This is a genomic window from Caballeronia sp. LjRoot29, from assembly GCF_964252755.1.
Lineage (GTDB): Bacteria > Pseudomonadota > Gammaproteobacteria > Burkholderiales > Burkholderiaceae > Caballeronia.
The window spans coordinates 1-19,018 of record NZ_CAXUPU020000064.1 but is presented as its reverse complement, the minus strand read 5'-3'; the positions used below and the strand labels follow the sequence as shown (position 1 = coordinate 19,018).

The 19,018-nt window shown below is 58.4% G+C and carries 18 protein-coding genes and 6 pseudogenes; 12 read left to right on the top strand and 12 right to left on the bottom strand.

What is annotated here, in order from left to right; genetic code table 11:
* Window positions 1-551: 551 nt before the first annotated feature.
* A pseudogene (locus ACSQ83_RS35180) lies at window positions 552-842 on the bottom strand (winged helix-turn-helix transcriptional regulator); the annotation flags it as partial.
* A pseudogene (locus ACSQ83_RS35175) lies at window positions 840-1,307 on the bottom strand (amino acid transporter); the annotation flags it as partial. The pseudogenes ACSQ83_RS35180 and ACSQ83_RS35175, both read right to left, overlap by 3 nt.
* A 439-nt stretch (window positions 1,308-1,746) precedes the next feature.
* On the opposite strand from ACSQ83_RS35175, the gene ACSQ83_RS35170 reads away from it, so the two are divergent.
* The 4 genes and pseudogenes from ACSQ83_RS35170 to ACSQ83_RS35155 all read left to right on the top strand — a co-directional run bounded on the left by ACSQ83_RS35170 (window position 1,747) and on the right by ACSQ83_RS35155 (window position 4,676).
* Window positions 1,747-2,952 carry an alcohol dehydrogenase catalytic domain-containing protein gene (locus ACSQ83_RS35170; RefSeq protein ID WP_436231289.1) on the top strand — a complete coding sequence of 402 codons (1,206 nt, stop codon included), beginning with the start codon at window positions 1,747-1,749 and terminating at the stop codon, window positions 2,950-2,952.
* Between the two features lie 274 nt (window positions 2,953-3,226).
* Window positions 3,227-3,331: pseudogene (locus ACSQ83_RS35165) on the top strand (IS6 family transposase); the annotation flags it as partial.
* Between the two features lie 102 nt (window positions 3,332-3,433).
* On the top strand, window positions 3,434-4,444 hold the full coding sequence (locus tag ACSQ83_RS35160) for a zinc-binding alcohol dehydrogenase family protein (RefSeq protein ID WP_436231288.1): 1,011 nt from the start codon (window positions 3,434-3,436) through the stop codon (window positions 4,442-4,444).
* Window positions 4,445-4,475: 31 nt separating this feature from the next.
* Window positions 4,476-4,676, top strand: a complete 201-nt coding sequence (locus ACSQ83_RS35155) for a glutathione binding-like protein (protein ID WP_436231291.1) — start codon at window positions 4,476-4,478, stop codon at window positions 4,674-4,676.
* Window positions 4,677-5,470: 794 nt separating this feature from the next.
* Here ACSQ83_RS35155 and ACSQ83_RS35150 read toward each other — a convergent pair.
* Together ACSQ83_RS35150 and ACSQ83_RS35145 are read right to left on the bottom strand one after the other, a co-directional pair.
* The gene (locus ACSQ83_RS35150) at window positions 5,471-5,761 is read right to left on the bottom strand and encodes a DUF2971 domain-containing protein (protein WP_436231287.1); all 291 of its coding nucleotides are present in this window, start codon (window positions 5,759-5,761) and stop codon (window positions 5,471-5,473) included.
* 293 nt (window positions 5,762-6,054) lie between these two features.
* Complete coding sequence (locus ACSQ83_RS35145) at window positions 6,055-6,687, bottom strand: TetR/AcrR family transcriptional regulator (protein ID WP_436231286.1); 633 nt, start codon at window positions 6,685-6,687, stop codon at window positions 6,055-6,057.
* A 125-nt stretch (window positions 6,688-6,812) separates the two neighbouring features.
* Here ACSQ83_RS35145 and ACSQ83_RS35140 point away from each other — a divergent pair, with 125 nt between their 5' ends.
* The 3 genes and pseudogenes from ACSQ83_RS35140 (at window position 6,813) to ACSQ83_RS35130 (ending at window position 9,413) form a co-directional block, all read left to right on the top strand.
* Window positions 6,813-7,784 carry an SDR family NAD(P)-dependent oxidoreductase gene (locus ACSQ83_RS35140; RefSeq protein ID WP_436231285.1) on the top strand — a complete coding sequence of 324 codons (972 nt, stop codon included), beginning with the start codon at window positions 6,813-6,815 and terminating at the stop codon, window positions 7,782-7,784.
* Window positions 7,785-7,925: 141 nt separating this feature from the next.
* On the top strand, window positions 7,926-8,672 hold the full coding sequence (locus ACSQ83_RS35135; protein ID WP_436231284.1) for an SDR family oxidoreductase: 747 nt from the start codon (window positions 7,926-7,928) through the stop codon (window positions 8,670-8,672).
* Window positions 8,673-8,714: 42 nt separating this feature from the next.
* Window positions 8,715-9,413 (top strand): annotated as a pseudogene (locus ACSQ83_RS35130) (SDR family NAD(P)-dependent oxidoreductase).
* Between the two features lie 710 nt (window positions 9,414-10,123).
* On the opposite strand, the gene ACSQ83_RS35125 reads toward ACSQ83_RS35130, so the two are convergent.
* The 5 genes and pseudogenes from ACSQ83_RS35125 to ACSQ83_RS35105 all read right to left on the bottom strand — a co-directional run bounded on the left by ACSQ83_RS35125 (window position 10,124) and on the right by ACSQ83_RS35105 (window position 12,051).
* Entirely contained in the window at window positions 10,124-10,492 is a 369-nt protein-coding gene (locus ACSQ83_RS35125; protein ID WP_436231290.1) for a type II toxin-antitoxin system RelE/ParE family toxin, read from the bottom strand.
* Window positions 10,492-10,788 (bottom strand): type II toxin-antitoxin system Phd/YefM family antitoxin, encoded by a 297-nt coding sequence (locus tag ACSQ83_RS35120; protein ID WP_436231283.1) that lies wholly within the window; start codon window positions 10,786-10,788, stop codon window positions 10,492-10,494. Before ACSQ83_RS35120 ends, ACSQ83_RS35125 begins: the two co-directional genes overlap by 1 nt.
* Before the next feature lie 143 nt (window positions 10,789-10,931).
* Window positions 10,932-11,012, bottom strand: a pseudogene (locus tag ACSQ83_RS35115) (ATP-binding protein); the annotation flags it as partial.
* Between the two features lie 165 nt (window positions 11,013-11,177).
* Complete coding sequence (locus tag ACSQ83_RS35110) at window positions 11,178-11,759, bottom strand: pyridoxamine 5'-phosphate oxidase family protein (RefSeq protein ID WP_436231282.1); 582 nt, start codon at window positions 11,757-11,759, stop codon at window positions 11,178-11,180.
* Between the two features lie 34 nt (window positions 11,760-11,793).
* Window positions 11,794-12,051: an ATP-binding protein gene (locus tag ACSQ83_RS35105; RefSeq protein WP_436231281.1), complete on the bottom strand. Its 258-nt coding sequence runs from the start codon at window positions 12,049-12,051 to the stop codon at window positions 11,794-11,796.
* A 348-nt stretch (window positions 12,052-12,399) separates the two neighbouring features.
* Here ACSQ83_RS35105 and ACSQ83_RS35100 point away from each other — a divergent pair, with 348 nt between their 5' ends.
* Both ACSQ83_RS35100 and ACSQ83_RS35095 read left to right on the top strand, forming a co-directional pair.
* Complete coding sequence (locus ACSQ83_RS35100; protein WP_436231280.1) at window positions 12,400-13,176, top strand: EAL domain-containing protein; 777 nt, start codon at window positions 12,400-12,402, stop codon at window positions 13,174-13,176.
* A gap of 419 nt (window positions 13,177-13,595) precedes the next feature.
* Entirely contained in the window at window positions 13,596-13,961 is a 366-nt protein-coding gene (locus ACSQ83_RS35095; RefSeq protein WP_436231279.1) for a hypothetical protein, read from the top strand.
* 73 nt (window positions 13,962-14,034) lie between these two features.
* Here ACSQ83_RS35095 and ACSQ83_RS35090 read toward each other — a convergent pair.
* Both ACSQ83_RS35090 and ACSQ83_RS35085 read right to left on the bottom strand, forming a co-directional pair.
* A pseudogene (locus tag ACSQ83_RS35090) lies at window positions 14,035-14,493 on the bottom strand (GNAT family N-acetyltransferase).
* Between the two features lie 426 nt (window positions 14,494-14,919).
* On the bottom strand, window positions 14,920-16,698 hold the full coding sequence (locus ACSQ83_RS35085) for a hypothetical protein (RefSeq protein ID WP_436231278.1): 1,779 nt from the start codon (window positions 16,696-16,698) through the stop codon (window positions 14,920-14,922).
* 135 nt (window positions 16,699-16,833) lie between these two features.
* On the opposite strand from ACSQ83_RS35085, the gene ACSQ83_RS35080 reads away from it, so the two are divergent.
* The 3 genes from ACSQ83_RS35080 to ACSQ83_RS35070 all read left to right on the top strand — a co-directional run bounded on the left by ACSQ83_RS35080 (window position 16,834) and on the right by ACSQ83_RS35070 (window position 17,890).
* Window positions 16,834-17,181 (top strand): YrrC family ATP-dependent DNA helicase, encoded by a 348-nt coding sequence (locus ACSQ83_RS35080; RefSeq protein WP_436231277.1) that lies wholly within the window; start codon window positions 16,834-16,836, stop codon window positions 17,179-17,181.
* A 15-nt stretch (window positions 17,182-17,196) separates the two neighbouring features.
* Window positions 17,197-17,397, top strand: coding sequence for a hypothetical protein (locus ACSQ83_RS35075; RefSeq protein WP_436231276.1), 201 nt, complete (start codon window positions 17,197-17,199; stop codon window positions 17,395-17,397).
* A gap of 316 nt (window positions 17,398-17,713) precedes the next feature.
* On the top strand, window positions 17,714-17,890 hold the full coding sequence (locus ACSQ83_RS35070) for an AAA family ATPase (RefSeq protein ID WP_414967421.1): 177 nt from the start codon (window positions 17,714-17,716) through the stop codon (window positions 17,888-17,890).
* Window positions 17,891-18,343: 453 nt separating this feature from the next.
* Here the strand turns inward: ACSQ83_RS35070 and ACSQ83_RS35065 are convergent.
* A partial coding sequence (locus ACSQ83_RS35065) for a methyl-accepting chemotaxis protein (protein WP_436231275.1) occupies window positions 18,344-19,018 on the bottom strand: 675 nt, incomplete at its 5' end.

The window sequence follows — 19,018 nt, the reverse complement described above, 5'->3', positions numbered from 1 at the left end:
GTTCAAACGAAACGCTCACTCCTCGCTCCCAGTCTGCCAGCATGTGTTCGTATTTCGGCGTGCGCAGAAGGGTGAGGCTTTCGATCTCAGTCGGATCCGCTGGGTCGATGACCGCAAAGGACACAATCAAGTCGTCCCCGTTCTCAGTCGAGATAAACGCGACAGTTTCCATAATCTTCGGTCTATGATTTCCGCAGTCACAAGGCACAGTCATCGCGCCCCGACGATCCCTTCTCGACGAGAACGAGGCCAAGTACGGGCAACGATAGCATGGCGCATGAAGGCGGCCGGCAGTCTGACTCGATCGATCCTGCTTTCTTCAGTAGCCTCGGATTGTCCGACGCTCGCCCCTCACGTGGGGCAGCAACCGGCCAGTTTGGGCCGGTCGATCGCGCTGCATCCAGACATCAGAGCGCCCGCTTAGGCTCAGATAACGGACCGTCACGGACTGTGCCGCCTAATAGATTTGCCAGCGGGATCCATCAGAAATCGAAGCGCCAAGGCGTTCGGCTGACTTACGTAAGAAGCGAGGCAGCGCAGTCATCGCAGCGTCAATCTTTGCCCTGTTCGACAACGCGTATCGGACGAGTCCCGATCCTCGCTCCCGTGACCTCGTCGACCGCCACAGGCCTGGTCTCAGTTCCTGTTTCCGCATCAAGGAAACGAACCAGCTTGCCGTCGCCACGGTATTGCCGTCCCCATGCGCCGATCATGAAGAGCACCGGCAGGAAGTCTCGCCCGGCAACTGTCAGAAGGTACTCCTCGCGCGGCGGGTGCTCAGAGTAGCGGCGTTTTTCCAGTAGTCCTTCCTCTGTCAGCGTCGCCAGACGCCGGGTCAGCATCAGAACAATCAATACGGCCTCGGTCGTGAGCTTGATAGTTTGCGCACCGACTGGCAAGAGACTGAAAAATGCATCGACACCGCTCGCAAGCAAGGTCGCCACTGTCAGCACATTATCGACGAGAAGCGCGGGGCCCGATACGAGTCCCGGTCGCGGACCGAGCAGGGCGGTGGCGACCCGGTAGCCGCCGCCGCCCGTCGGGAACAGTTCAATGACCTGGTTGTAACCGAGTGCGATGATAAAAACGGTCGCGGCCGTTGTGATGGCAAGAAACAGGGCGAGCGGCGTGTGTTGCCCCAAGGCGAGGAATGCCTCCTCGGGCCCGTAACACGAAGAGGACAAGCCGTCCGGGCCGAGGCCGACCCACGCCAGCAGCGGTGTGACCGCAATTGCATGACGGGTACCGGGGTCGAGTGGATCGAGCGGCTTGCCGACGATCAGCCGACCAAAAAGCACAAGAACCATCAAGTCGATGTTGTAGGTATCAGGCCAACGAAGTCCCCATGTCTGCTCCTGTGACCCCTCGTGCGCGCACAAGCGCGCATTCAGCTTGATTTTCAGCTCATTAGTCAACGGTGGGACGCACCTGGCCGATTTTCTTCCCTGCACCTGCGCAATTTTTTCCAAATGCTGCGGTACGTTCACATCTGAAAGCCGCGCAGCACAAGCGCAGAGATCCGACACGTTTTTGCAGGAATGAGGAAGAAGTGCAACCGGCTAGAGCATAGTCTTGATGTCACCGTCATCGGGTCAATGGCCACGTCGACGAGATCGGCGTCAGCTCTTAGCCTTCATACGTGGCCCGGATCGCGATGACCGGCGGGCTCCATTCGAGCGCGACGCCTTACTCAGGCCACGATGCGAACATCGATCGGACCTCAAACACCGAACAAGGAGAAATGTCATGGCTGCGAGCGGCAATCGCGTAGTAACGTTCATGGGTCCGATGAAGATGGAGTTGCAGACTTTCGACTATCCGAAGCTGGTCACGCCGACAGGCAAGAAAGCCAATCACGGCGCCATCCTCAAGATCGTGACGACGAATATCTGCGGTAGCGATCAGCACATCTACCACGGCCGCTTTGCCGCGCCTAAGGGGATGGTGATGGGACATGAGATGACCGGGGAAGTCATCGAAGTCGGTCCGGACGTCGGGTTCATCAAGAAGGGCGACATATGTTCGGTCCCGTTCAACGTTTCTTGTGGGCGCTGCCGCAATTGCAAGGAGCGGCACACCGATGTGTGCATGAACGTCAATGACACCGTCGATTGCGGCGCCTATGGCTTCAATCTCGGCGGCTGGCAGGGTGGCCAGTCCGACTACCTCATGGTGCCTTACGCCGATTGGAACCTGTTGTCTTTCCCGGACAAGGACCAGGCGATGGAGAAGATCCGGGATCTCACGCTGTTATCGGACATCCTTCCGACCGGCTTCCATGGTCTGATGGAGGCCGGGGCCAGAGTGGGCTCGACGGTCTATATCGCCGGGGCCGGGCCGGTGGGCCGGTGCGCCGCGGCGGGAGCTCGCCTGATCGGCGCGTCCTGCATCATCGTGGCCGATACCAACCGGGCGCGGTTGGACCTTGTGAGGAATAATGGCTGCGAGGTGGTCGATCTCACCAAGGACACGCCGGTGGCCGACCAGATCGAAGCGATCCTGGGCAAGCGGGAGGTGGATTGCGGCGTGGATTGCGTCGGGCTAGAGGCGCACGGCTGTGGCCCGGAGGCGAGCAGCGAGCACTCGGAGGCGGTAATCAACACGCTTCTCGAAGTGGTACGGGCCGGTGGCGCGATGGGCGTCCCCGGCATCTATACCGACGCCGACCCGAAGGCGAGCACCGATCTGACGAAGAAGGGGCAGCTTCCCATTGACTTCGGCAAGGCCTGGATCAAGTCGCCGAAACTGACGGCGGGGCAGGCACCGATCATGCACTACAACCGCGACCTGATGATGGCGATCCTGTGGGATCGGATGCCCTATCTTAGCGCCATGCTGAACACCGAGATCATCACGCTGGAGCAGGCGCCTGAGGCGTACAAGACGTTCAGCGAGGGCTCGCCCAAGAAATTCGTCATCGATCCGCACGGCAGCGTGAAGAAAGCCGCATAGAACCGGCAGGTGATACGGGGCGCTCGACTGCTCCTCCGCTTCGGGCGCCCCGATCCGTCACATGAGGCGGGTGAGATAGCCGGACGGGTCATCGACTCGCGAGGGCGCTGGAGATAGATCCGTAACATCACGCCGGAACATGGAGCAGGAAGTCGTGGCAAGCAATCGCTACGTCGTCTATCGAGGTCCCGGCAAAGTCGCCGTCGAGACTCTCCCAGACCCCGCTCGGGCGCAGGCTCGATCGCGAGGTCTAAACAGACCTTGGCAACATCCGGCTCAAAGAAGCCATCAGCCGACTCGCAGACGCGAACGACACATGTGCGGCTTTCGCGATGCACGTCGCACGCAGGCGTTTCTCTTATGCTTTGGTCCAACCAGATAGCACTTCGCCTTGCCCTGACATCAGGTGAACGCGGCATGTCACCTATGTTGAACAACCCTCGCCCGCTGTAACTGAAACGGTCATTTTTGTGGAGTACCCATGAAGGCTGTTGTCTATAACGAGTCGGTTCCGCTCGGTTCGCCGGATGCCCTGACCGACACCACGTTGCCCGAGGCGGAGCCAACCGGGTACGACCTGTTGGTGGAGGTGCATTCGGTCTCGGTGAACCCGGTCGATACCAAGATCCGTGGCGGCGTGCTGCCGCCCCCAGCGGTACCCAAGGTGCTGGGCTGGGATGCGTCCGGCGTGGTGCGCGCTGTGGGCGACAAAGTAACCCTGTTCAAGCCCGGCGATCGCGTCATGTACGCCGGTTCGCTGTTACGGGCGGGCACCAACAGCGAACTGCATCTGATCGACGAGCGCATCGTCGGCCCGATGCCGAAGAGCCTTGGCTTCGAGGAAGCGGCCGCGCTGCCGCTGACCTCGATCACGGCGTGGGAGCTGCTGTTCGACCGCTTGCAAGTGCGCGAAGGCAAAAACCCGATCGGGACGCTGCTGGTCATTGGCGGCGCCGGCGGCGTCGGCTCGATACTGATCCAGCTGGCGCGCCAGCTGACCGGCCTGACCGTGGTCGCCACCGCATCGCGGCCGGAAACACGGGAGTGGGTAAGCGAGCTTGGTGCGCACCATGTGATCGACCACACGGAGCCGATGCCGAAGCAGTTGCGCGGCCTTGGCATTGACCAGGTCGATTACGTGGCGAGCCTGACCCACACTGACAAGCACCTGGTCGAAATCGCCGAGATGCTGGCGCCGCAGGGCAAGCTGGGGCTGATCGATGACCCCGAGTCGCTCGACGTGCCGATCCTCAAGCCCAAGAGCATCTCGCTGCACTGGGAATTGATGTACACCCGTTCGATGTACCAGACCCCGGACATGATCGAGCAGCACAATATTCTGGTCCGGGTCGCCCAGCTGGTCGACGCCGGCGTGCTGCGCACGACGCTGGCGGACCATTTCGGCACCATCAACGCGGCCAATCTGCGTCGCGCCCATACCTTGCTCGAGAGCGGCAAGGCGCGCGGCAAGATCGTGCTATCCGGCTTTTGAGATTTTGCGGAACGCGCCATGAAAACCAAAGCTGCCATCGCATGACTACTTCGTCGGCGATGAGTTGACGGGTGTCTATATCCAACTCTTGTTTGTTGCCCAGACCTGCCTGAAGTTTCGTGGACGCGACGCATTCCCGAAGATCACTGCGTTTGTCAATCGCATCGAGGCACGCCCTGCTTACCATGCGCGATGGAAAAGGGCGGCGCGTAAGCGACTCAACGGTGCGTGACATCGGGCCGCGGTGAGGCACCGTCTGGTTCGAGAAAGTTGACGGACGATCTGAATACGCACCGGGTCGCTAAGAGCATGGGAGCGAGTCGCCCTGTGGGCACATGCCTGCCGCGCGTCTCGATCCGTTGCGGATATCGTGGATAAATCAAGCCGGACGGATCGAATGCACTCCATGAAACAATCTCCGGTCGGGCGTTTGATGCCGCGAAATGAACCCGGCACTAATACGCTTGCCCTTGGCGACTTCCTCGGGCCGGGCTTTTCGAGCAGGAGCAGTATTCGGCGTCGGACCAATGTTCCAGCGGATCGAAATGACCGTTGCTCTTCATCAAGAGACGTCCGGCCCACCGAGTGTCGAACGACCGAAGAGGGTCGAGAGTGTGAGTTCGCTAGTGCAGGAACCTGCCGTCGAGTTGCTTGATGCCGCTATCGTCAGCTGTCCGCCGTATTGCCGACGTAGAACCCGGCCCGTCCGAATGGCAGCTAAGGCCGAGGACTTGCCGGATCGAACCTGTATCTCAATGGCCGGTCCTGACCGTAGCCGACGTTCGAATGTCCACCTGAGAGCGCCGGCGAATGGCCGCAGCTGGCCGCCCTCTGCCTCACAACGACACGCGCTTTAAGTTCTAGGTTTTGCGCGACTCAGGCCCGCTGTTACCACGCGCTTGCGCCTCTGCACCACGATTTTGAACTCGTTAAATTCCAACCGAGCTTTTCGGATTCCAACGCCGTGGTTCATCGCTCCCACCCATGTGGCGACTTCCTGTTGTGTGGTGGTGCAGCGGACGCCGATTATGACTTCACGCAGCTCAGTGTCGGACCGAAGTCTGCATAGTAGCGGCCGTCCTCATCTTTGGTCTTGAGGTCGCTCATGACTCTGTATTCGTTCTCGTAACGCCATGCTTCAAACTTAGTGAGTAAGATGGACTTGACCATTTCGGGCGTAACACCCGCATTATGTTTTGACGGGTCGATATCGAACTTGAGGCGGCTGGGTTCATGACTCACCTGCATCACTAGTTCGTCCGGTACGTCGAAGCCCAGGCATACTCCGTTATGTTTGTCGCCGTAGTGCGCCCACATGACCGGACTGTTCCAGTCTGTCGAGAAACAGATCACGCCTCGCTGCCTAGACAGGTGCTCACGAAGAATATCCGCCACAATTCGGTGTTTCGCGCTGGGGAGAACGTGAGGCAACAGCTCGAACGGATCGTTGAGATCGTCAAACAGAGAGACCTTGATACGGCGTTCTTCGACGACCTTCTTCGCCCATTTTTTGCGCGGTCAGATAATAGAGTCGCATTCGATGCCCAAAGCCCCGTTGTCACTGCCGGATACCAAAGCCTACCGCCCCGCAACGCCCCTTAACGCCGGCGTCAACTTTCTGGCCCCGCGTTTCCACGCCGCGGTTGGAGCACCAAGTCGGCCGCTTCCTCAGCATCTTTGAGGAGCGTCTTGCGCGGCATGCCTAGCTGCGCACGCATGGTCAGCCCACGCGCTAGATCGGTGACTTGGGTTGCGCGCGCGACGACGGGAAAGTCAGATGGGATTTCTCCCGCGCGGATTGCGTCCCGAAAACGACCTTCCACCAGCGCGGTGCCACCGGCAGCCGCGTTTTGCAAGAACTGCCGGACCTCAGGGTCTTCCACAAGCGGCGCGACGCATATCAGAAGACAGCCCCGGGCCGACCCTTTCTCGGTCGCACTTTCGACGGCGTACCTTAGAAAGCCCGTGATCGAGTCGCGAAGACCCTGTGGTGAGAGGAGTGCCTTCGCGGCTGATGCGCCTTTCCGTTCCGCGTACGCCTTAAGGACGCGCAAGAATATCGCCCGCTTGTCCCCAAAGACGGCATACAGGCTCGGCCGTCCCACACCCATCCCGGCGACGAGATCGTCAATCGTCACTCCGTCGTAGCCTTTCGACCAGAACACCTGAGTCGCCTTTTCCAGCGCCCCCGTCTCGTCGAAGCTGCGCGGTCGACCTACTGGCCTAGCGGTATTTTGAATCATTTGGTTCAAAACTCCTTGACAACTTTCATTGCAGCAATATATAACCGAATAGTTCTAAATTAGCAAGTCGGTCCGTCCTCGCTTGGCATCACGACTCAACTTCCCTCTTCACCACGGAGACGCCTATGGAACCCATCGCTCTCGTCACCGGCGCGACCTCAGGGCTTGGTCACGCCGCAGCCCGCTTGCTCGCCGTCGGGGGCTACCGCGAGATCATCGTCACTGGCCGCAGCCTGGCTCGGGTCCAGGAAACGGCCGTTCAGCTCGTGGCGGAAACCAAAAAACAGGTTTTCACGCCGCTGGAGCTGGAGTTGGACACGCCGTCCAGCGTTCAGTCCACCCTCGCCGAACTCCTCAAGCGAGGTCGGCCGATCGATTTCCTACTGCTCAATGCCGGAATGGTCCCTGGCAAGGCGCGCGTGATCACTGCGGCGGGCGTCGAGGCTTCTCAGGCCCCGCTCATCGGCCATCATCAATTGACTGTCGGGTTGCTGCGCGCCAACCTGCTGAGCCCCAACGCGCGGATTGTTATCGCCAGCGCGGAGCCTGCCCGAGGGGGCGTACCCATGTTCAAGTACACCGACGTGGACGCACTCGCTGCCAAATACCACGGGGGCGACCTGACCGCTGCTATGGAAGCCCTGCTGCGCAACGGGCCGAACGTGAAGTATGTCCCCAACAATGCATATGCCGACGCGAAGCTCATCGTTGCTTGGTGGGCTGCGGCGCTGGCGCGCCGGCTGCCCTCCGGCATGGCCGTGTACGCTGTCTCGCCCGGTGCGGCGACTGCGACCAACGTTTCGCGACAAGCTAGTCTCGCCGTGAAGTATCTGTTTATCCCAATCGCGAACCTCATTCCCGGCATGAATCAGACGCCGGAGACGGCAGCCCGTCGGTACCTCCAGGCCTCGGAGTTCGGAACCGACGTCTCAGGGCAATTCTTCGCCTCGGCTCAAGGGAAGTTCTCAGGCCCAATTGAGGCGCAGCGCCACCCACACCTCCTCGATGGCGCTAATCAAGAAGCCGCGTGGCAGGCCGTCGTCAATGTCTCCGGCGTCAACTGGTCATACACGGAATCCTTGCGCGCGGTGTCCTGAAGGAGCGGCGGGCGCGGCGAAATGGGTGCGGTGTTCAGAATCAGCGGGCGATTGCGGAGTTACATGATCGTCCACGGGTCTTACGGTATTTGTAAATAAATAGTTGTACTAAACAGCTTCAACTTCTCAAGGAGAATACATATGAACCGGTACCAAGATAAAAAGGTGGTGATTATCGGCGGCACGAGCGGCATGGGGCTCGCGACGGCGATGATGCTCCTCGACGGGGGAGCGCGCGTTCTGGTGACCGGCCGCTCGCAGGCCGGCCTGGAGTCGGCGCAGCAAGAGCTTGGGGACGGCGCTATCGTGGTTTCGAGCGACGCGCGGTCGTTGACCGACATCGACGCCCTCGCCGCTCAGGTGAAAACCGAGTTTGACACCATCGACCTGCTTTTCGTCAACGCCGGGTTCAGCATTCCAACGCCTCTCGGGAGCGTGACAGAAGCCGTCTACGACGAGATGTTCAACCTGAACGCCAAGGGCCCCTTTTTCGCGGTCCAGAAGTTCGCGCCGCTGATCAATCGGGGAGGGTCTGTCGTCCTCACGACCTCTGTCGCCAACGTCAAGGGACTGCCGGGCCAAGCCACCTACGGAGCCGCCAAGGCTGCGCTGCGGTCATTTGCCCGGATGCTCGCCACCGAGCTGCTTCCTCAGGAGATCCGCGTAAATGCGGTGTCCCCCGGCCCCATCGACACGGGCATCCTCGAAAAGGTGTTTCCTACAGAAGAGATGCGTACACAGGTCAAGGGGCACACCGTCGGCATTATTCCCATGAAGCGCTTCGGAACGTCGCAGGAAATCGCCAAGGCCGTCCTCTTCCTCGCGTTCGATGCGACCTTCACGACCGGCGCCGAGCTTCCGGTCGATGGCGGCTGGACGCAAATCTGAAGGCGTCGCACGCCGCACGTTCATCAGACAGGGAGGACGATCGTGTCTCTATTGAAAAACAAGATCGCCCTCGTGACGGGGGGTAGCAGCGGCATCGGCCTCGCGACCGCAAAAAGGTTCGTTGAAGAGGGCGCCTACGTTTTTATCGCCGGCCGCCGGCAGGCCGAACTCGACAAGGCCATCGCGGAGATCGGCTCGAACGTCACCGGCGTAAAGACCGACATCGCCAAACTCGGTGACCTCGACCGTCTTTACGAGACCGTCGCGAAAAAAGGCAAGATCGATGTGATTTTTGCTGGCGCGGCTTTCGTCGAAAAGACGATGACCGCCGCAGCCACGCCTGAGCATTTCGACTAAACCTTTAACACTAACGCCCGCGGCACTTATTTCACCGTTCAAAGGGCGCTGCCTTACTTGAACGATGGTGCTTCCATCATCCTCGTGGCGTCCTCTGGGAAGAACAAAGGGCTTCCGGGCCGCAGCACCTACAGCGCCACCAAGGCAGCGCTCCGGTCATTTGCCCGGACGTGGACCAGTGAACTCAAGGAACGGAAGATCAGGACCAACGTGTTGAGCCCTGGCGCGGCCGAAGCGAGAAACCAAATCACTGCGATGACGCTTCTGGCACGCTTGGCGCGCCCGAAGGAGATCGCCTCCGCAGCTTTATTCCTCGCCTCCGACCAGAGCAGCTACGTCGCTGGCATCGACCTGCCGGTCGACGGCGGCCTGACGGCCGTCTAGCCCGAAGGACTTAGCGCAACGCCGAACGTCATCTTCCGAGGAGCCTCTGATGACACACACAGCGAAACATTCGGTCCCAGAGCAGGGGAAATTTCGCCGAACCCTCTCGGCCGTCGGCGCTTGGTTCGATGCGCTCGAACATACAAGCTACGACTACACCCAAGACCGGATCGATCGGTTGGAGCGGAGGGTTGCGGGGCTCACGGAAGAGTGGCAGGAGATCGGGGCGTCCAGCTCTCGTGACTCTGCGCCGCGTTGATCCCACGCCGTCCGATCGCTAAGGGTTATCCGTGAACGAGTTCACATTTTTGATGGGACACGTACCTGACAATTAACCGAATTTCCCCAGATAACTTCCGGCTAATCCGACAAATTTGCGTCACAAATCCGGGACGTCCAATTTATTCGGTACTACGTCATCTGGCGCGTGACAGAGTAAATTGGCAAGTCATTGATTGTTAAAGAGGCGCAGTCTAATAAATTCGGTATCCGCGCATTGTGTCGGTGAACGGAATTGGTTGGACTAACCGGAATCTGCAGCGACAGCTCGCAAAACCGGGCGCTGTAGCGTGACCTTTTGGGAAGGCGACCGGCACTTCACGACCACCCACTGCGGCTGGTTGACCCGCCATCTAGCGGGCGGCCGTATTTAAGGTCTGGCGGCCAATCAACTGTCCCAAGCGCCTCGCAAGCAACCAACGCCGGGTGTCCTATTCTGTTTCCGGCGCATACCCCAGCTCTCGCTGATGGCGAATTGACAGCAACAACACACGCGTGTCCGAGTGCGCGTACAAAATCAGATACGAGCGCATGATGTATTCCCGCAGTTCAGGCAGGTTTGCTTCCCTGGCCAGCCGCAGCACGCGTTCCAACCGGCTCTGACCTTCGACCGAATTCGCGGCAAGTACGCCTGCTGGACGGCCAATTTTCGGATGGATTGCCACGACATCGCCGAACCGGTAGATCTCGCTCGTCAGGTCCTCTATCCTGCCTGCTGCTGAACTCACGTCTTGCACCAACAAGAATTCTTGAATCGTCTCAAGCCGTTCTTCCAGGGTCTCCGCAAAATCAACACGCATCATTTCTTGGGCGGAGCACCACGCCGCATTGTGTCGCGCAGTTCAGCCAAAGGTTTGGTCCGGCCAGCAAGTGCATCCCGGAGACCCTTCTCGGCGTCATCCAGCATGACCAGTCGGCCGTGTTCTGCTTCGAGGGCGTGGTAATAATCCAGCTTCCGTGCGTCGACAATCGCCACGTACGCTGAGCCGTTCTTCGTCAGAACCTTCTCGGCGCCTGCGACCACATCCTCCGCCAGCTCCGTCAGCCGTGACCGGGCTTCACTAATTGGTACCACATCATGGGTTCGGAATGACATAGTTAAATTCCGTACAATATTCGTTAACATAAATGTACAAACATTCGGGCAAACAGTCAACCCAACCCGTCCGCGCGCTGCTCCATCGGGTTTCTGGTTCATTCGTCGTTTAGCACGTTGATAACGCAAGCTTTCTAAAGGAAAACGCGGTCGAGGATCGTGGTGCTCATCGTGTTGTCGCCTAGATATGCGCCCCAATCCTGCACAACGCGATTGGATGTCAGGTCGGCTTTTTTTGCTTGGGGTTAGCCGGGGAATCTCGTTGCAAGGAAACGCGTCGACTGAGTTCCGCTAAGTCGGAGGACGAACTTTGGAACTTTCACCACACCGTTTAGTCTTTTGAGCCCCCACGCAATGTCGGGTTGCTAACTTGAAAAACCGATTTCGCTTCAGGGCGCTATCCAATTGCCAATCCATTCGTCCCCTGCGCGAGAGAAACTTGCACGCTGGTGGGCAACGGGCACTGATAAGTCCAACACTTCGAGTGCTTTCAAGATCACTCGAACGATGCAGAAATTTTCATAACCAGCAAGGCGGATATCGTGACCATCAGGTTGCGCGGCGTATGCATCATCAGGGCGCTCGATAGACGTCCCAGGCGGACATGGAGTTCGGTAGGTGACAAGACTGTGCGGACGGCTCGCGTCCCACGCGTGCTGTTTATCCGGCCCTTCGGCCAGCACTGATGCAATGCCCTCTAGACGAAGCTGGATCATGCCCTCGGGGTCATATCCTACAAGGGCTATACGAGGGTCGGCGTGCAATTCAGCGATCTTCCCGGATCGGACGTCGGTGTAGAAAGCGATAAGATGCTCCGCCTCATGAACGTGGCGTAGAACAACGGTCCTAACCGATGGAGCGCCTTCCCTGCCAATCGTGGCGGCCTGCATGAGCGTGAATGGTGCCCTCCCGTCACCGGCCCCTGCGCGAAGATAGTCCCATGCGCGTCCTTGAAGCTTTATTAACGTCACCTTCTTGCTCCTTCATCAAATGATTCACTTTGCACTATGAGCAATGCGATTGCGCAAACCTACCCACACTAGACGCTAGCATTGTTCCTCCATGCAGTTCGATAAGGCCTCGACTAATGGCTAGTCCGATACCAAGCCGGTCGCTCCCGGCGTTCGTTCCGCGCGTGGCGGTCGAGAAGAAGTTGAAGACGTATGATAGCGATTCGGCCGTCATTTCCATGCCCGTGTCGCTCACGCGAATCTGCAGCACGCCACTTTGAGTTTCTATCGCGAGCCCGACAGAGTCCCCCATGATCTTTCAGCGCGCAAGTACGCGACCCAGTGCTGTTGCCGTTCGCCGATTCGCGGCTGACCGCGTCAAGCGCATGCCTCGCCTGGTGTCAGGTCTCTGTCCAAGTAGGTCAGCTTACTGCCGGCAACGGCGGTTTGCATTTTTGCAACACAATCGACGACCTCTAAACGACTGAGCAAGCCAACAGTGACGGCTATTATGAAAACAGAGTGCTTGGACCTCGAGGCGGGCATTTCGGACACGCGCGAGTTCCACTAAAGAAATAATGCCTTCCGTCCGATAAAGAGAAGACGAAAGTGCAGCAACTGGCAGTTGCTTGCCCATTCATTTTTCACGAAAATGGTCAACATGATCAAAATCCTTGACGCAAGCGAGCCGGCCGTACGAACTGGCCGCTGCGGTGGTTGCAATACCGGCGACGCGGCACAGATCGCAATGGCGTTCGCGTTTCAACCCATTGTCGATCTGACGTCGGGGCGGGCCTATGCCCACGAAGCCCTTGTGCGCGGCCCAAATGGCGAATCGGCGGCATCGGTGCTGTCGCAGGTCGACGATTCGAATCGTTATAACTTTGACCAGCGTTGCCGCTCCACTGCAATTGCACAAGCTGCTGCGTTGGGAATGGACAGCTTCCTGTCGATCAACTTCATGCCGAACGCGGTCTATCAACCCGCCGCATGCATCCGTAGCACATTTGAAGCAGCCGAAAAACACGGCTTTCCGATCGACCGGATTATCTTCGAGACAATCGAAGGTGAAAATATTATCAGCCGTCCGCACCTTGTAGAGATCTTTCGCGCGTACAAGTCGTTCGGTTTTCAGACTGCGATCGACGACTTCGGCGCGGGCTATTCCGGCCTTACGCTACTCGCAGAATTTCAACCGGACCTGGTCAAGCTCGACATGGCACTTGTCCGAGGCATCGACTCGGATTCCGTGCGTCAGCGAATTGTCTGTGGCGTACTAAGAATATGTCGGGACCTTGAGATCCGCGTGATCGCCGAAGGTATCGAAACGCAGGGTGAACGCGACTTTCTCGCAGCGAACGGCGTCACGCTGATGCAAGGCTATCTTTTCGCCAAGCCCGCGCTCAATGCTATACCGCCGATAACCGACGCAGGCTGACACCGACGTCGGTACTTAGCAGCGTGGCGCTGGACCACGCGGACAGTCGCCTGGTCGAGTACGACCTTTGGTGCTCGCGGATTCGCTGCCATGAATACTGCCTATGGCTCGAAAATAAGCACTGTCCGGCTTTCTCGTCCAACCCCTACCCGTCCGTTTTGCCTCTGCGGAACAAAGCGAACGCCTTACTATAGAAGCCGTCATTGCATCTCGGTGCATTGAGTCGGGTCACACTTTCTCGTTCAGGACATTTGACGATCCGAGGCTACTGAAGGAAGCAGGATCGATCGAGTCAGACTGCCCGTCGCCTTCATGCGCCATGCTATCGTTGCCGGTGCTTGGTCTCGTTGTCGGCGAGAAGGGATTGTCGGGAAGCGATGATTGTGCCTTGTGACTGCGGAAATCATAGACCGAAGATTATGGAAACTGTCGCGTTTATCTCGACTGAGAACGGGGACGACTTGATTGTGTCCTTTGCGGTCATCGACCCAGCGGATCCGACTGAGATCGAAAGCCTCACCCTTCTGCGCACGCCGAACTACGAACACCTGCTGGCAGACTCGGAGCGAGGAGTGAGCGTTTCGTTTGGACGGTACGTAGAAGACGATGAGGAATTGCTGGAGGAACTCCACCTTGATCGAAAATCATCCGTAGTCCGCCTGACAACCAGTGTGCGGAACTATGAGCTGGATCTTCGAAAGGTCGACGAGAAAGAGGTGAAGGCTATGCGAAAGGTGCTCTCTCGGATGAACCATGACCGCCGGATTAGGCTATTGGGCATATAACGAGTTCTTCGATCAGACGAACTTCTGCAGCGGACACCAAAGACCGGCCGCTCCCTATGAATGCCGATTCAAACTAGCTCTCTACTTTGGGCTGGCTCGGCTCACGCACGAAGTAGATGTCCCATTCTGCTTCGGCAGTGTGTATGAAGCCATACCGCTGGTAGAAGCGGTGCGAATCACTGCCGCGCAAAGAACCTAGGCAGCTCGGCATGCGTTGCGCGTCGGCGTTCGCGAAGACATCGCGCGAGACGGCTGCGCCGATTCCTTTCCCTTGGTGCTCCCGGCAGAATGTAAAGGTGGTCCAAGAGCCAGTGGTCTTCCTGTGGGCGAAATAGGATCAAGCCTGACTGAACACCATCGAGCTCTAACAATCGACACACAGCGCAGGGTCGAACGGCGCGAGGAAGCGCTCGAGAGCACGTTGCGGGTCGAAACGACCGATTCGCTCCAAGCTTTCACGCATCGCGGCGATACGAACGGCAACCAGCGTGTCGGCATCGGGTTGGGTTGTAGTGGGGGAAGCGATGTTCACCGGGAACGGCGTCTGATCAAAGGATTGTGTCGGCAAGGCTTACCTCTTCTGCGAGTGCATTCGCTTTGATTTGATTGTCGACGATTTCCGCATTGATCTCGAAGGTCCGCTCGCTGGACGAACCCGACCGACATCTAACCGACTAGCCAGACCGCGGCCGCTCTGTGATGCGTTTGCATCTGCCGCGCCGTTTGCGCTCTTCGATGAAGTTAGTCGAGTGTCTCAAGGTCGGGATTTTCGGCGCGCTTGTGGACCCCAGACAAAAGGCAGACGAATACCTTCACGTATCCCGGCTTCCTAAAACCCGCTTCACCGGGAACCGTTTGTCACCGTTCGCGCTTTCCCGCACAAACAAATGTTCGTGGATTTCGCGGCCCGTCGCTTTCGCGAAGATCGGCTGCATATGATGCGCGTCGAGGTAGCGCTTCACGTGGTCATACCCAACCCCAGAATGCGGACTAGGTTCCGGAACTTTTCTTCGTTTTCAAGCCGGACCACCAGTTGTCGATCACCGGCGCGTAGGCACAAACCGGCTGTTTCCTTGCGCGTGGCGATCATCGAGGCGATTTCAGCGTTCTCACAATCGATCAGCAATGCAGTTCCCAAGATTTTCAGTGCTTTGCCCTGCTTCTCAGTGGTCTTGATGAAGGCCTCCACCGTTTCTGGCAGCGGCTGGTCTTCGCGGGTTTGCAGAAACGCTCGAAGTTCGGCAATGTCGTGCCCTTTTTCAATAGCTCCGACAGCTTTTTGACGCTCCAGCCGCCAACTTTTTTCCGCTGCCTCTACGGCCCAGGTATCGAGTGTCAGGGATTCTTCCGTCGACAGGCTTCCGCCGACGACATTCACGTGCAGACTGGGCAAGACAGACAGCTTGACGCTCGGCTGGATCGCAGCGGGCGTGTAATCGTCAACCAACCCGAGGCAATAGGCGCCCAGCGGCGTTACGCGGAAGTAGATCAGGCCGTCGTAGCGGCTGAGGAATTCCAGGTCGTCCGTCCCCCACAGGTCGCCAAAGTCGTTACGCGCGCCAGTCGCTTCGATGTAGGCGACATCAATGATGCCAAGGGCGGCGGCGTACTCGTGCAGGAAGCAGAGCAGATAGCGAAACTGCAGAATTTCCCAACTATGATCAAAGCCGTTATTTCCGAGGCTGCCATATTGCGGGTCGCTGATGTAAAGCTTCCAGGGGTCGTGCGTGACATCAAACGTGTCACCGGTCGCCTGCATGAATCGGGAGAAGTCGTCGACGTCGACCCATGCTCCGACCGGACAGAGCCGCAGTATTTTGGTAATAGCGGCACGACGCGGTGCCACTGCGCTCATGACGCGACCTTTCGATTTCTGTCCCTTGATGACGTCGATGCGGGTGAACTCGTCAAAGAGACTGGACTTAAGCCATTTGTTCCAGATCGCGCTCAATACGCTGGCTGGGGAGGACGTCAAAGCTTTGCGCCCCGCTGTGCTCAAAGCTAGTTTGCTGCCGTTGCGTTGCACCAATCCGGCGGCCTGAAACAGCAGGGGCCACGAGAATGCCTTGATCGGGCCGACTTCTTGATCCCGTTGACGCTCTGTGGGTTTGTGACCGTAAAAATCGCCGCCAGCGAGGTTCTCTGCTAATAGGCGCTGTGTGGCTGCGCCGGGCAGTGATGTCTTGTCGCTGACCTGGATCTTGCCCTGATCCGTCAGCCGCAGCAAAACCGACAAATCGACCAGCGCATCGCGCTCGCTGTGCCGCACCGTCAGCGGATTTTCGCCGATGTTCTCCGGAAGCGTTTCGACTGTGTTCAACCTGACGGGCTCAGGTTCTGGCACGAAGGTCCTTAGTCGCTCACGCATATCAACGGGGAGGCTGTAACACCCATCCTGGTAATACAAAAAGAGGCCCAACGCCGTCGGCGGTCCATAATACGAATGGCGTCGTTCATTGTCTTTGACCGTGAAATCGGGTAACCGGCCGTATTTCGCGCGAAACCGGTTTCCATCAAAGAAACCCTCCAGCGCGTACGCGGCCTCCGCCACCGCCGTTCGCTGGATGTCGTCCAGACGATCCCAGAGTGCGCGCAGCCCGTCCCCGGCGAGACTTCGCAGGATCGCCCCGACCAGTTGGTCTTTCTTGCCGGAGGGGACGGCATCCGGAAGCCAGCGCATCAAGGATTTCAACTGCTCGATGGTGAGGCGGGCGAGCACTTCGTTCAACGTGTTCATTGGCAAAATTGGTGTGCTTCTCAGGGAAGATGGTCGGCATTATCTTCGACTTGTGCGGCTCGCTCGCCCTCTCTGGCGGTAGGATGCCGATGCTCTCAGCATTTTAGCTGTGGCACAACAACTCGCGCTTCATTCATGTCAGCAAGCCCGCCCAGTACCGCACCCATGCCCGAACCGGGTCGTCTCGCGGGACTGGTCGAGCGCGTCACGTTCCACAACGCCAATGGTGGCTTGTGCGTCCTGCGGCTGAAGGTAAAGGGCGAGCGTGAACTCATTACTCTGGTCGGGCACACCCCGACCATAGCGCCAGGCGAGTACGCCTCAGTGTCGAGTACATGGGTTACGGATCGCGAGCACGGTGGACAGCTCAAGGCGGTCTTCGTCAAAATTTCGCCACAGCACACGCTGACCGGCATCAAGCGAAACCTCGGCTCCGGGATGGTCAAGGGTATCGCCCCGTTGTACGCCGGTCGGTTGGTCTAAGCCTTCGGCGCTGCCGTGTTCGATATCATCGAGCAGACACCTAAGCGGCTTCGGGAGGTCGAAGGGATCGGTGCGGTACGCGCCCGAACGATCACCTCGGGCTGGGCCGATAAGAAGATGATCCGCGAGACCATGGTCTTTCTGCATGGCGACGGCGTCTCGATCTCCCGCGCCGTGCGGTTTTTCAAGACCTATGGTCAGTGCATATTGCGGTGATCGTGACTGCTCATTCCGGCTGAACGTGACCGTTGCGCATGAGATGGTGCTACGCGGTTAGATCGTAATATCTGCGGTCACGATGCCCCGGGATACCCAATCGCCGATACCGTCGAAGGCGTTCCAGGGGTTTTCCTCGCAACGTTAAACAACGCCGAGCGTTCCATCGTCTCACAGGTGAAGCGCCTGAAGTCTGGATCGCCGCGGTGGACCGCATTTTGACGCCGGCATGGCGATTCGGTGGGTTGAACAGAAGCTCCAGATTCAGCTTGCCAATAGCCAGAAGCAGGCGATCCGTGTGGCTTTCTCTTTATAGCTGCTGGTCATCACTGGCGGCCCTGGCGGGGGGAAGACGACACTGGTTAATTCAATACTGACAATCCCGCGCGCAAAGCAGGGGAGGGCGCTGTTGTGCGCGCCAACCGGACGGGCAGCCAAGCGATTGTCGGAATCGACCGTGCTTGAAAGTGAAGACGATCCACCGACTGCTTGAAGTCAATCCAGCCAATGGATAATTCAAGCGCAATGAGGAGTCGCCGCTGGAATGTGATGTGCTGGCGTCTGACGAGTGCTCGACGGTCGACGTGCCGCTGGCGAACCAGTGGCTGACGGGCGGTGGCAAGCACCACCGCGGTGATCTCCGTTGGGGACGTGGCTCACTTGCCGTCCGTTAGCCCCGGACAGGGCCTCGCGGACCTTATCGAATCGGAGATTTGTGTTTTGACCAAGTTGAAACGTGCTCGATATCTCAGAACGACGGTAGCCTGCCGTTTCAATCCGCTCGAAACGCAAGAGTCGGCAGTCACGAAGCCGTATAACTATGGCGGTGCATTTTTCAGAGCTGCCAACACGGGTGCGCTCGCGTCGTAACAGGCTTGCGACTTCGGACTTAAATGACGCGAACGGGTGGACTGCTTAGAATAAGGTTGGCCGGTACACACCATTGTCAACGAAACACGCTTACCGCCTCCACCAGTCTTTTCGCCTGGTCATTTAAGCTTTGTGACGCCGCCGTGCTTTGCTCAACCAACGCTGCATTTTGTTGGGTTACTCGATCGAGGTGGCCGATCGCCTGTCCCATCTGTGCGATACCTCCGCTTTGTTCATTTGTCGCGGAACTGATCTCCGCGATAAGGTTCGACACCCGCTCCACCTGATGAACGATATCGTCCATCGTTTTGCCCGCATCAACGACGCGTTTGGAACCCGACTCAACACTTACGGCACTCGCACCGATCAGATCTTTAATTTCTTTGGCGGCATCGGCGCTGCGCCGCGCCAAATTGCGCACTTCGCCGGCAACCACCGCGAAACCACGGCCTTGTTCACCAGCACGGGCCGCTTCCACTGCTGCGTTGAGCGCCAAAATATTTGTTTGAAAAGCGATTCCGTCGATTACGCCAATGATGTTTGCGATCTTTTCCGAGCTACGAGTGATCTCGTTCATCGTAGTTGCAACCTCCAGGACTGCTTTTCCCCCTCGGGCTGCTGCGCCGCTTGCCAAACCCGATAGTTGAGATGCCTGCGTCGCGGTATCTGCGTTGCTTTGCGTTGTCGCTGTCATTTGCTCCATCGAAGAGGCCGTTTCCTGGACACTCGAGGCAGCCTGTTCAGTGCGCGC

Bases quoted from the DNA above. Each gene is read 5' to 3' on its own strand.
- ACSQ83_RS35170 (WP_436231289.1), top strand. From the start codon at position 1,747: ATGGCTGCGAGCGGCAATCGCGTAGTAACGTTCATGGGTCCGATGAAG.
- ACSQ83_RS35125 (WP_436231290.1), bottom strand. From the start codon at position 10,492: ATGCGTGTTGATTTTGCGGAGACCCTGGAAGAACGGCTTGAGACGATT.
- ACSQ83_RS35095 (WP_436231279.1), top strand. From the start codon at position 13,596: ATGGAAACTGTCGCGTTTATCTCGACTGAGAACGGGGACGACTTGATT.
- ACSQ83_RS35160 (WP_436231288.1), top strand. From the start codon at position 3,434: ATGAAGGCTGTTGTCTATAACGAGTCGGTTCCGCTCGGTTCGCCGGAT.
- ACSQ83_RS35140 (WP_436231285.1), top strand. From the start codon at position 6,813: ATGGAACCCATCGCTCTCGTCACCGGCGCGACCTCAGGGCTTGGTCAC.
- ACSQ83_RS35080 (WP_436231277.1), top strand. From the start codon at position 16,834: ATGTCAGCAAGCCCGCCCAGTACCGCACCCATGCCCGAACCGGGTCGT.
- ACSQ83_RS35150 (WP_436231287.1), bottom strand. From the start codon at position 5,761: ATGTGGGCGCACTACGGCGACAAACATAACGGAGTATGCCTGGGCTTC.
- ACSQ83_RS35105 (WP_436231281.1), bottom strand. From the start codon at position 12,051: ATGGGGGACTCTGTCGGGCTCGCGATAGAAACTCAAAGTGGCGTGCTG.
- ACSQ83_RS35145 (WP_436231286.1), bottom strand. From the start codon at position 6,687: ATGATTCAAAATACCGCTAGGCCAGTAGGTCGACCGCGCAGCTTCGAC.
- ACSQ83_RS35120 (WP_436231283.1), bottom strand. From the start codon at position 10,788: ATGTCATTCCGAACCCATGATGTGGTACCAATTAGTGAAGCCCGGTCA.
- ACSQ83_RS35085 (WP_436231278.1), bottom strand. From the start codon at position 16,698: ATGAACACGTTGAACGAAGTGCTCGCCCGCCTCACCATCGAGCAGTTG.
- ACSQ83_RS35100 (WP_436231280.1), top strand. From the start codon at position 12,400: ATGATCAAAATCCTTGACGCAAGCGAGCCGGCCGTACGAACTGGCCGC.
- ACSQ83_RS35135 (WP_436231284.1), top strand. From the start codon at position 7,926: ATGAACCGGTACCAAGATAAAAAGGTGGTGATTATCGGCGGCACGAGC.